This window comes from Acetoanaerobium pronyense, from assembly GCF_017874355.1.
GTDB classification, from domain to species: Bacteria; Bacillota; Clostridia; order Peptostreptococcales; family Filifactoraceae; genus Acetoanaerobium; species Acetoanaerobium pronyense.
In genome coordinates this window covers 1-16,075 of record NZ_JAGGLI010000014.1, presented here as the reverse complement: position 1 = coordinate 16,075, position 16,075 = coordinate 1, and the positions used below count along the sequence as shown (strand labels likewise).

General features: G+C 32.4%; 12 protein-coding genes and 1 rRNA gene. All 13 read right to left on the bottom strand.

Annotation, left to right across the window (positions count from 1 at the left end; all coding sequences use genetic code 11):
* Positions 1–45: 45 nt before the first annotated feature.
* A complete protein-coding gene (locus J2Z35_RS07275; RefSeq protein ID WP_209660731.1) occupies positions 46–273 on the bottom strand; it encodes a hypothetical protein in 228 nt (75 codons plus the stop codon).
* Between the two features lie 132 nt (positions 274–405).
* On the bottom strand, positions 406–1,437 hold the full coding sequence (locus J2Z35_RS07270; protein WP_209660730.1) for a LacI family DNA-binding transcriptional regulator: 1,032 nt from the start codon (positions 1,435–1,437) through the stop codon (positions 406–408).
* Positions 1,438–1,474: 37 nt separating this feature from the next.
* Positions 1,475–2,560 carry an ABC transporter ATP-binding protein gene (locus J2Z35_RS07265; RefSeq protein ID WP_209660729.1) on the bottom strand — a complete coding sequence of 362 codons (1,086 nt, stop codon included), beginning with the start codon at positions 2,558–2,560 and terminating at the stop codon, positions 1,475–1,477.
* 28 nt (positions 2,561–2,588) lie between these two features.
* Positions 2,589–3,482, bottom strand: a complete 894-nt coding sequence (locus J2Z35_RS07260; protein ID WP_209660728.1) for a sugar ABC transporter permease — start codon at positions 3,480–3,482, stop codon at positions 2,589–2,591.
* Positions 3,482–5,572, bottom strand: coding sequence for an ABC transporter permease subunit (locus J2Z35_RS07255; RefSeq protein WP_209660727.1), 2,091 nt, complete (start codon positions 5,570–5,572; stop codon positions 3,482–3,484). The genes J2Z35_RS07260 and J2Z35_RS07255 overlap by 1 nt, the downstream gene beginning before the upstream one ends.
* A 22-nt stretch (positions 5,573–5,594) precedes the next feature.
* Positions 5,595–6,044 carry a hypothetical protein gene (locus J2Z35_RS07250; protein ID WP_209660726.1) on the bottom strand — a complete coding sequence of 150 codons (450 nt, stop codon included), beginning with the start codon at positions 6,042–6,044 and terminating at the stop codon, positions 5,595–5,597.
* Positions 6,045–6,107: 63 nt separating this feature from the next.
* Positions 6,108–7,424: a sugar ABC transporter substrate-binding protein gene (locus J2Z35_RS07245; protein WP_209660725.1), complete on the bottom strand. Its 1,317-nt coding sequence runs from the start codon at positions 7,422–7,424 to the stop codon at positions 6,108–6,110.
* Positions 7,425–7,657: 233 nt separating this feature from the next.
* Positions 7,658–10,018, bottom strand: coding sequence for a glycogen/starch/alpha-glucan phosphorylase (locus J2Z35_RS07240; RefSeq protein WP_209660724.1), 2,361 nt, complete (start codon positions 10,016–10,018; stop codon positions 7,658–7,660).
* A 2-nt stretch (positions 10,019–10,020) separates the two neighbouring features.
* On the bottom strand, positions 10,021–11,499 hold the full coding sequence (gene malQ, locus J2Z35_RS07235; protein ID WP_209660723.1) for a 4-alpha-glucanotransferase: 1,479 nt from the start codon (positions 11,497–11,499) through the stop codon (positions 10,021–10,023).
* Positions 11,500–11,508: 9 nt separating this feature from the next.
* Positions 11,509–13,647 (bottom strand): glycoside hydrolase family 31 protein, encoded by a 2,139-nt coding sequence (locus J2Z35_RS07230; protein ID WP_209660722.1) that lies wholly within the window; start codon positions 13,645–13,647, stop codon positions 11,509–11,511.
* 143 nt (positions 13,648–13,790) lie between these two features.
* Entirely contained in the window at positions 13,791–14,933 is a 1,143-nt protein-coding gene (locus J2Z35_RS07225) for a DUF362 domain-containing protein (RefSeq protein WP_209660721.1), read from the bottom strand.
* 30 nt (positions 14,934–14,963) lie between these two features.
* Positions 14,964–15,869: a diacylglycerol/lipid kinase family protein gene (locus tag J2Z35_RS07220; protein WP_209660720.1), complete on the bottom strand. Its 906-nt coding sequence runs from the start codon at positions 15,867–15,869 to the stop codon at positions 14,964–14,966.
* A 113-nt stretch (positions 15,870–15,982) separates the two neighbouring features.
* Positions 15,983–16,075: ribosomal RNA gene (gene rrf / locus J2Z35_RS07215) — 5S ribosomal RNA — on the bottom strand; the annotation flags it as partial.

Below are 16,075 nucleotides of genomic sequence, written 5' to 3'. Positions count from 1 at the left end.
AGGCCTTCAAAATAAGGTCTTTTATCTTTTTATGTAATATATTGCTTATGCACAGAGACTCAAAGTTTTAATTGTAGATTTAACTTTTTCACTTATTACAAGTTCATTTTCTTTAGCAAAATTTTTTTGAAAATCATTAAAAATAAGATTTATATTTTCCCCATCATAATCTATTATGTCTATAAAAGAAAAATCTCTTAGAGCATCCATAAATAAATTTTCTATAGCATAATACCCTTCATTCATTTTCCCAATGTAATATTTTAATATCACTTTCCACCCCTCCTTTTCAAACTTTTCTGAAAATACCTATAGACAAATATTCCCGCCTCTAATGAGACGGGAAATTGTTTTTCTCTCTACAGCTTGATTATATTTAATTAAAATAAGAATGTCAATATAATTTTATTTTACTCCCTCTGTTGATTGTCTTTTATGAACAGCGTATGGGATTATCACCTTTTTTCCTCTAATTCCCTTTTCCATGGCTTCTACTAAAAGGTTCATAGCTTCTTTTCCAAGTCCAAGTGCATTGATATCTACAGATGTTATTGGAATATTTGAGTATCTTGACAAGGCTGTATTATTAAAGCTAGCTACAGCTATGTCTTCTGGTACTCTTATTCCTGAATTTTCAAATATTTTCATTGCGCCAAAGGTTACTAGATCATCACTTACAATAAGTGCGTCTGGCATTTGAGTCATATCAGATATTTTTGATCCATATTCATAGCCTGTCTTTTCATCAAAGGGCCCTGTAAATAATAGATCTGGGTCAAATTGAAGATTGCTTTCCTTGAGTGCTCTTTTATATCCATCAACTCTTTTTCTTGTTACTGTAAGCTTTTCTTCTCCCGCTATCATTGCTATTCTTTTTTTACCTCTCATGCTCATATAGCATGTGATTTCATAGGCTGCCATAAAGTTGTCGTTATCCACATGATTAATTTGCTCGCTAAGTTCTTCTGGAGAACCAATAAGAGAAAAAGGGAAGTCTATTTCAGTAAGATATTTTATTGCTTCATCCTTTACCTTACTTGACATTAGTATTACTCCATCTACCTTTGAGCCCCTTATAAAATTCTTGATTATTTTAAGTTCTTCATCTTTTTCTGTATTTGTAGAAAGGAGTAAATCATATTCTGTTGACGATGCCCCTTTAACTATTCCTCTCAAAGCTTCTGGAAAGAAAGGATTAAGAAGGATATCCTCAGATGTTGTCGGCATTATAACTCCTACCACTCCTGTTTTTTTTCTGGCTAGTGACCTTGCCATAGCATTAGGATAATAAGACATCTCTTCCATACATTTAAGAACTTTTTTTGTCGTAACCTCGCTTATTCTAGAATTATTGGATATAACTCTAGATACAGTTGATGGAGATACACCTGCTTTTTTTGCAACATCACTTATTGTGACATGCCCATTTTTTTTCAAAACACTCACCCCTTGAAAAGCAATATATCCTCTAAAATCAGTTAATTCTTTCTCCTGTTTCTGAATCAAAAAAGTGAAGAGCGTCTACATCAAAACCAAAATTATGCTTTTCTCCTTCTCCATATTCATAATGCCCCGGCATAGAAATAACAAGCTCTTTATTGCTATCTAGTCTTGCATATAGGATTTTCTCTTTGCCTAGCATCTCAACTACATCTATAGTACATGCAAATGTGTCTTTATGATGGGCGCCGCTTTCAAATCGCTCTGACCTGATTCCTAAGGATACGCTTTTTCCTTCATATAATTTTAGAAACTTTAAATCTTTTTCTGAAGGAGTGACTTTAATTATCTCATCTTCAGATATAAATTTTCCATCTTTTATAATACCATTAATTATATTCATTGTTGGTGATCCTATGAATTTTGCAACAAAAATATTTGAAGGGCTGTTATAGAATTCCTCTGGTTTTCCAGCCTGCTGTATTTTCCCTTCATTCATAAGGACTATTTTACTCGCCATAGTCATTGCTTCAGTCTGATCATGTGTTACATATATTGATGTAGTTCCAAGTTTCTTATGAAGTCTTACAAGCTCAACCCTCATATGCTCTCTTAGCTTGGCATCCAGATTAGATAAAGGTTCGTCCATAAGAAAAACCTTGGGCTTTCTTACCATCGCTCTACCAAGAGCTACCCTTTGTCTTTGTCCTCCAGATATATCTGATGGTTTAGAGTATAAATATTCCTTTATTTGAAGTACCTCAGCCGCTTCCATTACTCTTTCATGGATTATTTGTTTACGCTCTTTTCTCATTGCCAAAGAAAACGCCATGTTGTCATATACAGTCATATGGGGATAAAGGGCGTAAGACTGAAACACCATAGCTATATCTCTATCTTTAGGGTCTACCTTATTCACTCTTTTATCATTAAAAAGAAGATCTCCCTCTGTTATAGAGTTGAGCCCAGCTATCATTCTTAGCAGAGTTGTTTTCCCGCAACCTGATGGGCCAAGTATGACGCAAAAATCCTTTGCTTCTATCTCAAGATTTATATTTTTTAATGTAAATTCTTCTCTACCTTCATATTTTTTTCCTATATTTTTTAATACTACCTTCATAAGGCATCCTCCTATATCAAAATAATTTCTAGCCTTTTACTGCTCCCTTTGCAAGTCCAGATACAAGCTGCTTTTGCAGTATTATAAACAGCGCAACTATCGGAACAGCTGTAAGCAGTCCTCCTGCTGCAAAAGCAGGCTGATTAAGAGTTCTAAAATCATTTATAAGGGTAAAAAGTCCAGCTGCAAGTGTATAAGAACTTGGAGTCGTAAGCAAGACCCTTGGCATAAGAAAATCCATAAAAGGTCCAATAAAAGACCATAGAGCAATAATTGCAAGCATAGGTCTTGCTATAGGCATGATTATTAATCTATACACTTTTATATCAGAGCACCCATCTATTCTTGCTGCATCATCAAGTTCAGTAGAAATAGAATCTATATATCCTTTGAGTATGAATGTATTTCCCGCTATTCCTGTTCCAGCATATATAAGTATGAGCATCATCTGTCTTGTAAGATACGGAAAAACTGAAGAAATAACGGAGTGCATTGTAAAGTAAGCTGTAATCCCAGCAAAAGCTGGAATAGTCTGAATTAGCATGATAGCCATAAGAGAGGCTTTCCTTCCCTTGAATCTATATCTTGAGTAGGCAAATCCCGTAAAAGATACCATAATAAGGGTAAGTATTGCCGTTGAAGATGCTATAAATATAGTATTTTTAACCCAACTAAGGTATAGAGTATTATTAAAAAGGTAATCAAAATGTCTTAATGAAAACTCAAATGCATCATTCATTATAAGATATTGTTGCTGCCTTCCATTAAAGGCTGAGACTACCATCTGATAAAGAGGCCATATCACTATTACTGACCAGGATATCAGTACAAAATATACAAGCCCTAGACTTACTTTTCCTAAAAATGTAAGGGGCTGTCTATCTGAAAGATACAGGTCACTTTTCTTTTTAAATATACTCATTATAGTCTCTCCTCTCTAAAAGCCTTTGAGTTTCTAAAACCTATAAAAGCAAAAAACATAAGTCCTAATGAGATCACTATAGTTATTGCAGCACCTATTGCTTGATACTGGTTTTCCATAGTAAGCTTATATATATATGATATTAAAAGGTCTGTCGAACCTGCAAGATTCCCATATCTTATAGGATTAAACGGGCCTCCTCCATTAAAAAGATATATTATGGAAAAATTGTTAAAATTGAAAGTATACTGCCCAATCAAAAGGGGAGCTGTTTGAAATAAAACTATTGGGAGAGTAATCTTTTTTAGTTTTTGAAAAGATGTTGCTCCATCAATTTGGGCAGCCTCATAAAGATCTTCTGGAATGGACTGAAGTACTCCTGTTGAAAGAAGGAATACATATGCACTTCCAAGCCATCCCTGTATCATTATAAGAGCTACTCTAGATAAAAATGGGTCAGTTTTCACACCTATAGTCCTTCCTGCAATCCCGCTTATAATCTCGGTCAAGACCGCATTGGGAGATAGCATTATACTAAAAAACATTATACTTATAAAACCTGGAACTGCCCAAGGCAATAAAAATACTATTCTAAAAAAGGTCTTCCCTATTACTCTTTCATTGTTGGCTAAAAATGCAAGTAAAAATCCTATAGCAATAGCCAAAGAAGTAGCTACTAATGTCCAAATTATAGTCCATACAAGTATCAGCCAAAACACTGATCCAGCCAGTCCTTGTCCCAAGGCTATAAGCCTGTAATTTCTAATTCCAACCCATCCAAATTTTGATTGGTTCTGAGGATCCATTCCTGTAAATGAGAGTAAAATTGCTGTGGTTATAGGAACCAGTACTATAAATACAATTACAATAAGAGCAGGAATTGAAACTATATAAGGGAAACCATCCTTTGAAATACTGTTTTTTGATTCAAACCAATTTTTAGGTCTTATTCCCTTTATGATATCCTTTTCCACCTTCAGAACATCTCTAAAAGAAATGACGTAAAGACCAAAAGAAAATATAAGAAGATATACAGCAATTATTCCCTCTATCATAAAAATCAGGGATTTATCAAGCCTTCTCCCACCTTCTGCCAGTGATATAAGACCCGCAACGCCCTCTCCTTGGTAGTTTCCATACCCTAATGCATATGGAATTGCAGCGAAATATATAAATAATGACGCAAAAATAAAAAGAACCATTTTTATATATTGTTTATTTAAAAGCTGGCCTAATCCTGGAAGCAAAAATGTAAAATAAGCTATCTTAGGAGATGTTTTTTCTGTTTCCACTGGATTCTTTCTTCTAATATCAGCAATGTCAGCATACATTACTTGAAGCTTTCTTTTTGTGCCATTTTTAATTTCATATTTTCTATTTTTTATAAACTCTTTGTTGGATTTCTCTTCTGATTCAAAAGATTTCATATTTAGGGATTCTTTATGTTCTCTTTTTAGTTCTATTATTCCATTTTTAAGGGCTTTTTCAGAGATTAATCCATCTTTTCTTTTAGTCTTTAAACTTTCTATCTTTTTACTTAATTTTTCTTCTTTCTCTTTTTTATATTTATCAAATTCTATTTTTATCTTAGCTTCATTTTCTTTGTTTATATTGTTTTTTAAATCTAAAGCTTTTTTTAATTCTCCCTCGTTTGTCTCAAGTTCCTTTATGATTTCAGGAAGATGCCTTGTTTTCATTTTATTTTCTTCATACAAAAACTTAGCATCATAGGTCAAATCAATAAATTTTTCATAAAAGTTTCTTTTCTCAGTACTTTTATAAAGTTCAAGTTTTAGATTCTTTAGTTTAGCAGAGTTTTCAGTTGAGATTTTGCTCTTTTCTTTATTTACTTTTAGAGATAAATCTTTTAAAAAGGTTTTTTCCATTATTTTAAATTTATTTAACTTCTTAATATAAGGATGATTATTTCTATTTTTTTTGATTTCTGATATTTTATTTTGATATTCTTTTTTTCTTCCTGGCTCCTCATCAATTTTCATTTGAAGATTTGCTATTTCCTTTAAAAAATCGTTTTTTCTTTCATATTTATTTCCTATGTCATCATATAAATGTATATTATAATTTGCCATTATACTCCCACCTTCAAAAGAGTTAATTTGATTCTATCTTTGAAGAGATAGATATTATCCCATAAATTAAAACCTTATGACCTAAAATGCTAATATAATAAAAAATCGATGCAGTTCTGAAATCAAGAAAAGTATATGCAAACCCTCCAACCACTAGAACCGTCCATATAAAAATAAATAATCTATTTATTTTCGAATAATAAAATGTAAAATATGAATAGATTCCAAGTGCCATAGGAATAATTATCTTTGTCAAAAATTGAATTAGATTTAAGGATATGTAGGTGTTTAGAAGATCCATGCTGTCAATATCCATTGCATTTATATCTTTTATTTGTGCTATCCATTGATTATATAAGTCTATATCTTTAACAATTATCATAGTTTCTATAGCTGATGCAGATATTATAACTGCACATGATATTAATATAATATAAAGATTTTTTTTAGGGAGTTTAAAATCTGTATTCATAGTATTCCCTTTCTTATATAGTTAAAAAAGGAAGAAAGGCCCAGCCCTCCCTCCTTTTCTTATCTAGAAGTTTAACATCATTGCATCAAATGCCGCTTTTACTTGTGCATATGCTTCCTCTACAGTTGAAGGCTTAACAGCTGACCATGAAAGAAGACTGTTTTCCCATGTGTCCCAAACCTGTCCCCACTCTGTAAATAGAGGTCTTGCTGGAGCATCCTGATATGATTCTATTACAGATTCTATAATCTCTTTATCTACATCAGAAAGATCAGAATTCATATAAACATCAGCATCTACATTTTCCAGAATTTTACCTGAAGCTTTAAAGAAGTCAACTGCATAGTCAGGGTTTACAACTTCTTCAATAAACGCCTGAGCTAGCATCATCTTATCTTCATCTTCTTCTATTCTTGAATTTATTACAAGTCCCCATCCACCTTTCCAGTGTGCCAGAGGATTTGAGTTTACTGTAACTTGTTGAATAGGAAGTATTTCTAAATCTTCACCATTTCCAGCAAGATTGGATAAACTTCCTGTGGACCACGGACCTTCAAGTCTTATAGAAGTAACTCCGCCAGTTGAAAATGCTGAGTCCATATATCCCCAAGCTCCATCTGCATCCCAAAGAGCTGTTCCTGCTGCATCATGAGCTTGCCAATATTCAAATAAAACTCTAAATACTTCTTGTTTTTCAGGCTCTAAATCTGAAAAATCCTTTGTAAGATCAGAAAATAAATTTCCTGAATCATCTTTTCCAAGCAGTTCTATATCAGCAGTGTTTGTAATTGCAACTGCAAACCATGCATTAAATACAGGAACTAGCATTTGTTGAGGTTCAAGCTCTGTAAATTCGATCGTATTTGTAAGATCAATACCGCTTTCAGCTGCATTTGCGGAGTTAGCAAAATTTATAAGTGTTTCTATATTCATCGGGAATGCTAGATATTCGCCATCTATCATGAAGTTTCCGCCCAGACCTTCATCGTAGTTGCCAAATCCCCCTACATTTGATGCCATCTCTTTTGCATCAAGTGCTGCAAGAGCTTCATTTCTTGCTAGACCATGGATTCTGTCTGCTGAGATTGCAAATACATCCGCAACATCTACATTTGTAACATCAGTAGAATCTAAAACATCCAGGTGATCAAAAGATGGACTCTCGATAAAGTTTATTGTAGCATTTGGATGAACCTCTTTAACTCTGTCTGCTACTTGCTGATAGTATTCTCTCCATTCATCTTCTACCTGTACAGAAATTGTTGCCGCAATGCCTTCTCCACTTCCCTCTCCTGCCGGTGCTTCTGGGGTGTTACTTGTGCAGGCTGCAAGCGAGAGTGTGAGCATCATGATAAGAAATAGACTAATACCTTTTTTCATTCTAAATCCTCCCTCTTTTTTAACTAAATTTTAATATTCTAGCGTTTATATACCCAGAAATTCCCTATCAATCGTATGAATTTTTGTGCATTCGATTGCATAAATTTCTTTAGGAAAACGCTTGTATAAATCTAATTATATATGCGTTTTTTAATAAAATCAATGTTTATTTCTTAATTTTTCTAATAATTCTGGTTTTCTTTCGCTGTTTTAGTGCAAGCGTTAGCACTATATTATTTATTTTTTTCTATTTTCCAAATTTCCTTTGAATATTGCTCAATAGTTCTATCTGAAGAAAATTTACCTGCATTAGCCATGTTAATCCAACATTTTTTTGCCCACCCCAGCTTGTTTTTAAACTCATCATTTACCTTTTGTTGAGCGTCTCTATAACTATCAAAGTCCTTCATTACATAATAAACATCAGACTTATGCCAGCTTGCACCTTTTAGTATCGAATCATATAGCTCTTTATACATTCCAGTTTCGCCATCATCAAATGTTCCGTCTACTAATGTGTCAAGGGCTCTTTTTAGACCCTTTATTTTATTATATTCAGTATTTGGATTATAGGAATCCTCAATCTCCTCTATATCTTCTACTCTTAGGCCAAATATAAAATTATTTTCTTCTCCTGCTTCTTCAACAATCTCTACGTTAGCTCCATCAAAGGTTCCTATAGTAGGGGCTCCGTTTAGCATAAATTTCATATTTCCCGTTCCAGATGCTTCTTTTCCTGCTGTAGATATCTGCTGAGATATATCTGCTGCTGGAAATAATTTCTCGGCGTATGATACTCTATAGTTTTCAACAAATACTATTTTTATTTTTCCATCTATTTCCTCATCATTGTTTATAAGCTCTTTGATGTCGTTAATAAATTTAATTATTCCCTTTGCTCTAAAATACCCAGGCGCCGCTTTAGCTCCAAATATAAATGTCCTTGGAACTATATCTAGATTTTTATCTTCTTTGAGTCTAAAATATAAATCTAAAATATAAAGAGCATTTAAAATCTGTCTTTTATATTCATGAAGTCTTTTTATCTGTATATCAAAAATAGAACTTGGATCTACATCAATACCTTCATGCTCCTTTATATACTTAGCAAGCTGATCTTTCTTTTCCTGTTTTATTTCCATAAATTTTGTTAATACCTTAGTGTCATCAGAAAATTTTTCTAATTCTTTAAGCTTTTCAAGGCTTGTGATCCATGAATCAGAGCCTAATAACTCAGTTATATATTCTGATAACTCAGGGTTTGACTGAAGCAGCCATCTTCTTTGGGTAATTCCATTGGTTTTATTGTTGAACCTCTCAGGGTAAAGATCATACCAGTCTTTAAGCTCACTATGAATTAATAAATCCGTATGGAGCTGTGCCACTCCATTGGTGGAAAAGCTTCCATAAATAGAAAGAAATGCCATTTTAATATTTTTATCACTTATAATTTCAAATTTCCCAAAATCTTTTTTATCTATTTTTTTCTTTTTTAAGTCTGATTTTAGCTGAGTATTTATTTTCACTATTATCTTATAAACATCTGGAAGCAGTTTTTTGTATAGCTTTACAGGCCATTGCTCTAAGGCTTCTGCAAGGAGAGTATGATTTGTATAGGCAAATGTATTGACAGTTATTTCCCAGGCATCTTCCCACCTAATTCCTTCAAATTCTGTAAGAAGTCTCATCATTTCAGGAATCGCTACAGCAGGATGAGTATCATTTAGCTGTATTGCATGAAAATCCGGGAATTTTTTAAAGTCCGTATTATTAACCTTGAACTTTCTAATCATATCTTGAAGGGATGCTGATACAAAGAAATACTGCTGCTTTAGTCTTAATATTTTACCTTCCTCGTTTGAATCGTTTGGATAAAGAACTTTAGATATATTTTCTGCATTATTTTTTTCTTTCACAGAAAGATCATATTTTTGATCATTAAATTTTTCAAAATCAAATACATTAATAGGTTCAGATTTCCATAGTCTTAAAGTATTTATTGTATTTTTTCCATATCCTATTATTGGAGTGTCATATGGGACAGCAACTACATCTTGATCTGAAAAAGATACTACAATTTTTTCTGAATTTTTTCTAATGGACCAAGGATCTCCATACTCAAGCCAATTGTCTGCTTCTTCTACCTGAAAACCATTAATAAACTTTTGCTTAAATATGCCAAACTCATATCTTATTCCATATCCTGTTAGAGAGTAATCAAGAGTTGCTGCCGAGTCTAAGAAACAAGCAGCTAGCCTTCCAAGTCCTCCATTTCCAAGTCCAGCATCTTCTTCAGCCTCTTCTATATCATTATAGCTAAGCCCTATTTCGCTAAGAATATCTTCTACTTTTTCCTTTTCATTTAAATTAATTAAATTGTTGCTTAGGGCTCTTCCCATAAGAAATTCTGCGGACAAATAGTATGCTTTTTTCTTCCCTTCAAATTTATTTTTTGAATCCTCCCAATCTAATACAACTTCTTCCATAATAGCTTTTGAAAGAGCTACATATTTCTCTTTTTCTGTACATGACTCAATTTGTTTTCCAAAGTTTAATAGAGCATGAGTTTTGATTCTCTCTATAATTTGCTTCATAATTACCTCCCATATATTTCAGTCATATCTGCAATCCTATTAGCAAGCTCATCAGTCAAAGCATTTTTGTCCATTCTCCATATCCAATTGTTTCCAAGGGTTGATGGAGTATTCATTCTTGCATTATTGTCCAGTTCTAAAAAATCCTGCATTGGAGCAACCGCAAGGTATGATACAGAGCTCCAAGCTCCTCTTATCATTCCCCAGGTAAGTCCTTCATCGAAATTGAGCTTTAAATACTTTACCGCTAAATGAAATTCATCTTTAGGAATATTGTAAATCCAGCTTGTAGTAGTTTCATTATCGTGAGTTCCTGTATACACTACAGAATTTTTCGTGTAATTATGGGGAAGATAATCACTCTCTTCCCTTGTATCAAATGCAAATTGAAGCACTTTCATTCCTGGAAAACCAGTCACATTAATTAGTTCATGAACTTCATCTGTCAAAAAACCTAAATCTTCTGCAATGATATTAAGCTCTCCAAGCTCCTCTTTTATTTTCTTAAAAAGCTTTATAGAAGGGCCTTTTGTCCATCTACCCTTTACAGCGTCTTTTGCCCCATATTTTACTTCCCAATATGACTCAAATCCTCTAAAATGATCTATTCTAAGGACATCAACTGTTTCAAAGCTATGCTTTATTCTTTTAATCCACCATTTATATCCATCTTTTTCCATAGAGTCCCAATCATATATAGGATTTCCCCACAGCTGGCCTTTTTTTGAAAATGCATCAGGTGGACAACCTGCCACTGTAACTGGTTTAAGATTTTTATCTAGATTAAATAACTCCGGATTTGCCCATATATCTGAGCTGTCTTCAGCAACATAAATAGGAAGGTCTCCAATTATATTGATATTATTTGCATTTGCATATTTTTTTAGTTTATTCCATTGCTTATAGAAGAAATACTGAGTGAATACCCAAAAGTATATTTCTCTATGATTCTCTTTTTCAAATCTTATTACATCTGATGATTCTATATCCTTGTATTTTGGTTCCCAGTTTAACCATGATTCATTTTTATGATGAGTTTTTAAAGCCATATAAAGTGCAAATTCCCTTAACCAGTCTTTATTTAATTTATAAAATTCTTCAAGTTCCTTATTTAAAGCCTTATGACTATTTTTATATGCTTTTCTTAAAATAGCCATTTTGTTTTTGTATAATATCCCATAGTCAATCTTATGAGGGTCTTTTCCAAGGTTTTTCTTATTGATTTCTTCTTTGGTTATATAGGCTTTTTCAATAAGTTCATTTAAATCAATAAAATATGGATTTCCTGCAAACGCTGAAAAGCATTGGTATGGAGAATCCCCATATCCTGTCACCCCCAGAGGAAGAATTTGCCAGTTTTTTTGCCTTGATTTTTTTAAAAAATCCACAAATCTATATGCTTCTTTTCCAAAGTCCCCTATACCATATTCTGAAGGTAAAGAAGAGATATGCATTAAAATTCCGCTCGATCTTTTTTTCATTTTACTCTCCTATTTAATTTTTATTGTCCTTTGAGAAAGGCTTCCTTCACTGTCATATAAATAAAACTCTATTTCCTTAATATTCGGATTTGTGTTTTTTACATCTATGACCCAATCTGTATTTTGATATTCCACCTTTATGTGTGTGCAATATTTTTCTTTAATATCAAGAGAAATTCCATCATCATCATAAAGATCATATCTGGCTTTATCTTTTATATATCCAATAACTTTAAGAGTTTCTATATTCATAGATTTTACGTTTTGTGATGGTTCTACATATGGAAGCATAGAGTTTTCTCTAAGATAAAATTTGAGTTCATCTAAGGAATAATCCATATAATGAATTCCTTCTCTTTTTAGATTTGTTTTTATATTATTTTCTGAAAAAGATATTTCAAGCATATCTTGAGGAAGAGTAACATATCTTCCTTTTTTATTTTTAAAGTATACTGGTGTAAGCATAATGCTTCCTAAAATCAGCTGATCTTCTATATCTGAAAGTTTTTTGTCTGGAAATTCAAAAGTTAATGGAGAAAACATAAGTTTTTTTTCTGATATACTTTTCATGTATTCAGAGTAAAGATAAGGTATAAGCATATATCTCGATTTTATTAATTCCTTTGATCTCTCCTTGGTATTTTCTTCAAAACTAAAAGGTTCCTGAACCTTGGAGCCTATGGCAGAATGATTTCTAAGAAGTGGAGTAAACACGCTAAACTGCATCCATCTTACAAGAAGCTCTCCTGTACATTCTCCTCCAAAGCCTCCAGTATCAGCTCCCGTATAATAAAATCCGCACATATTTAGACTTGGCATCATTCTTACATTTAGTTCAAGATGTGACCACCAAGAAGAATTGTCTCCAGTCCATATGCCTGCATACTTGTGCATTCCAATAATTGAAGCCCGAGAAATAAGTAAAAATCTTTTTCTCTCAAGCAGAGTTTCAAGCCCTATGTAGGCTGCTTTTGTCATATAGTACCCATATAGATTATGAACATCATGGTTCTTTTTTTTGCCCTCTTTTAGCTCATGATAAAAACTCTGATAGTATTGGTCTTTATTTGAAAGCTGGGTGAATTTATCCTTTAACTTAAAATAGGTATGCGCATCTAAGTTTTCTCCCTTAGATAAATAGGCACTTTCAATAGCATCGTTAAGAGCAGTTTCATCATAAAAAATCGCAGGTTCATTCATATCGTTCCAAAAACCCTCAATCCCTAAATCTGTAAGAACCTTATATTTTAGTCCAAACCATCTTTGGGTATCTTCCTTCATGAAATCTGGAAAATGAACTTTTCCTGGCCATACTGCTGCAATATATGGCTTGCCATTTTCATCTTTGCAAAAATGATCACCTTTTATACCCTCTTCATAAATATCATAGCCTTCTTCTATTTTCACACCAGCATCTATTATAGGAACTAGATGAACTCCTTGATTCTTTAGATCACTTGATAGTTCTTTAAGATTTCCAAATCTTTCTTCTGATACTGTAAAATCTTTAAAATCCTCCATATAATCCAAATCAAGAAAAATTCCATCTATCGGAATTTCATTTTCCTTGAATTTTTCATAAATTTCCCTCACTTCATTTTCGTTTTTATAACCCCATCTGCTTTGAAAATATCCAAATCCCCACTTAGGTGGTATATATGGAGTACCAATTATTTGATGAAATTTTGAAATAATTACTTGTGGATTTTCCCCTTCGATTATATAAACTTCAAAATCTTCTCCATCGATATCAACTGAAAAAATCGAATTGTCTGTAAAGCCAACGTCGTAAAGAATTTCTGAGGGGAAGTCTATGAAATATCCTTTACATGTATCCCCTATAATCATAAAAAAATTATGAGCTCCATATAGAGCGTTTTTATCTTCTGTATGAGATGCATCATCAGTACAATATGATTTATAGGTTCTCCCTTTTTTGTTTATACCACCTAGATTTGCACCAAATCCATAAACCAAGTCTTCTTCTCTTAATTTAAAAGAAAAACTAGATTTATCATTTGTATATTTGACATTTAATTCGTCTTCAAAAAAGGTTTCTTTTCTGTTTAATTTTATTGTCCCCTCTGTTTCTATGGGTTCACCATAGCTAAAAATCTTTATTTCGTTGTCTAAGATGTAGGTTTTCATAATTACCTCCATATTCTTTTTGTGCAAGCGTTTGCATTAATAGTTATGTTTTTAATATTACCATAGATATTTTTTTTGTAAAGCATTTCTTAAAAAAAAAGAAAACAACTTTTATAATTTAATGTTGTTTTCTCAGATAAAATTTATTTTATTTTTAAAAATAGCTTTGAAAGAATAGGTCTTTTTATTTCGATTGCATCTGCTGGACAGACTTCATGACAACAAAAACAGCTGATACAACCTTTCAAATCTACTATAGGAAGTTTGTTTTCCATTTTAATCACTTTTGCTGGGCAATTTCTTACGCAGTGCCCACATGAAATACATTTTTGATGTATAAATTTTGGTTTTGCTTTTAGTCTATCTATTAGATACTCTCTTAAAAATCCAGGTATCTTATCAGATATAAAAGTTATATTTGTTGATTCAGGAAGGGTGAATGGTTTGATATCCATATCTCCATAATCATCCCCTTCTATTACAATACTACTTACATCATATAGGTTTCTTGATTTTGCAAGACTCAGAGTCGGAATTTTATAAAATGGTATGGAAGCTATGTGAGAGGCTATATAATCTGCTTCATGGGGATTATCTCCTCCTATTATAAGGCCTACTCTTCTTTTTTTTCCATTTGAAGGACCATTCCCTTCCATACAATCAATGGCATCTATTATAGTGTAATCTGGCTTAATAAATTCACAAATATCTATAAGGTGATGTGCAAAATTCTCTTCGCTTGTTAATTTAAAGTGGTACTCAGCTTTTATAAGACCAGGTATTACTCCAAATAAATTTTTTACTCCACCTGTATATGTCATCATACCATGAGTCTTAAGCTTAGCTGCACTTATCACAAAGTCAGATTCCAATATAGCATTTATCACCCTAAAGCTTTTAAGCCTTAAAGATTCTTCCGCTTTAACCTCACTATGGGTTATATTATAGTTTAAAACAGCACCAGATAAATTCGCTGCTTCATCCATTTTACATGAGCTATATATACCTTTCAAAGCATTTTCTGTAAATGGGCCAGCAGGGGAATCACCAATCGTTACTATACATCCTTTCTCTATAAAAAATTCTGATAATGCTCTAACTAAATTAGGATGAGTTGTTACTGCATCCTCAGGATCTTTTTTCATAAGCAAATTCGCTTTGATAAAAATCTTTGCATTTTTAAAAATTTTTCTGCTAATTTCACTGTATTCTAAGGACTTAAAAACTATATGTTTAATCTTTTCATACTCATAATCAGAGCATTTATACACAGAGACTTTTCCCATAAAATTTCTCCTTTTAGATACATTTTTTTATTATGGAGTTATCAGAGGTATTTTTTTATCAGCTATCTTTAATTTCATTTCTTTGGCCTTCATCACTTCTCCATCTACCTGAATAGAAATATTTGTTGAAGACTTTATGGATATTTTTTTACACTTACGTAATTCTACTTCTTTGATATTTTCATGTTTTCCTTTCATAAAAGTAAACAAAAGCCTAAGCATTTTCTTTCTTTTTACCGGGGAAATAAGACATATATCCAAAATACCATCTCTATAATCAGCATAAGGAAGTACCTTCATTCCTCCACCATAATACCTTCCATTTCCGCTAGCTATAAGGAGATAATCTCCTTTAATCTTTTCATTATCGTCTATAATGATTTCACAACTATAGGTTTTTAGATTCTTAATCGTATATATTACCCCAAAGAGATATATCAGTCCTGAAGGGAATAACTTATGCTTTTTCATTTTTTTACCATTATATACAACATCTGCATCAAAGCCCATAGATGCTATGTTTAAAAAATAAGACTCATTTAATACTCCTATATCTATAATCTCTATATGCCCATTTATGAGATCTTCTAAAAAAACTTTGAAGTTTTTATAGTTATTATCTTTATATACTGTCCTTACAAAATCATTTCCAGAACCACAGGGAATAACTCCAAAACCCAATAGATTATCTAAGCTGGAATCCATTATTCCATTTATAATTTCACTTGCAGTACCATCTCCACCTATAGAATATATCTTTAATTTGTTTTTTACCAAATTTTCTTTTGAGATTATACGAGCATGGCCGTGATACTTAGTAAATATAAATTCATAGGTTTCATTCTTTTTATTTTCAAAAATTTCTTCAATTAATTTTAATATTTTTAAGCTTCGTCCTTTGCCAGCCACTGGATTCACAATAAACAGATGATGCATATTCCCCTCCGCTATTTAGATTTGTCATTATTTTATTGTTTTAAGCTTTTTTGTGATATTTTCTTTATTAAATTATACACTAAAAAAGCCACAGCAAAAGCTGTGGCTAGGTTAATTCGCTGCGTCCTACTCTCCCAGGACCCTGCGGTCCAAGTACCATTGGCGATGAAGAGCTTAACTTCTGTGTTCGGAATGGGAACAGGTGT

Excerpts from the sequence above, each read along its gene's own strand:
- J2Z35_RS07265 (WP_209660729.1), bottom strand. The coding sequence starts at position 2,560 with ATGAAGGTAGTATTAAAAAATATAGGAAAAAAATATGAAGGTAGAGAA.
- J2Z35_RS07260 (WP_209660728.1), bottom strand. The coding sequence starts at position 3,482 with ATGAGTATATTTAAAAAGAAAAGTGACCTGTATCTTTCAGATAGACAG.
- J2Z35_RS07255 (WP_209660727.1), bottom strand. The coding sequence starts at position 5,572 with ATGGCAAATTATAATATACATTTATATGATGACATAGGAAATAAATAT.
- J2Z35_RS07250 (WP_209660726.1), bottom strand. The coding sequence starts at position 6,044 with ATGAATACAGATTTTAAACTCCCTAAAAAAAATCTTTATATTATATTA.
- J2Z35_RS07245 (WP_209660725.1), bottom strand. The coding sequence starts at position 7,424 with ATGAAAAAAGGTATTAGTCTATTTCTTATCATGATGCTCACACTCTCG.
- J2Z35_RS07240 (WP_209660724.1), bottom strand. The coding sequence starts at position 10,018 with ATGAAGCAAATTATAGAGAGAATCAAAACTCATGCTCTATTAAACTTT.
- malQ (WP_209660723.1), bottom strand. The coding sequence starts at position 11,499 with ATGAAAAAAAGATCGAGCGGAATTTTAATGCATATCTCTTCTTTACCT.
- J2Z35_RS07230 (WP_209660722.1), bottom strand. The coding sequence starts at position 13,647 with ATGAAAACCTACATCTTAGACAACGAAATAAAGATTTTTAGCTATGGT.
- J2Z35_RS07225 (WP_209660721.1), bottom strand. The coding sequence starts at position 14,933 with ATGGGAAAAGTCTCTGTGTATAAATGCTCTGATTATGAGTATGAAAAG.
- J2Z35_RS07220 (WP_209660720.1), bottom strand. The coding sequence starts at position 15,869 with ATGCATCATCTGTTTATTGTGAATCCAGTGGCTGGCAAAGGACGAAGC.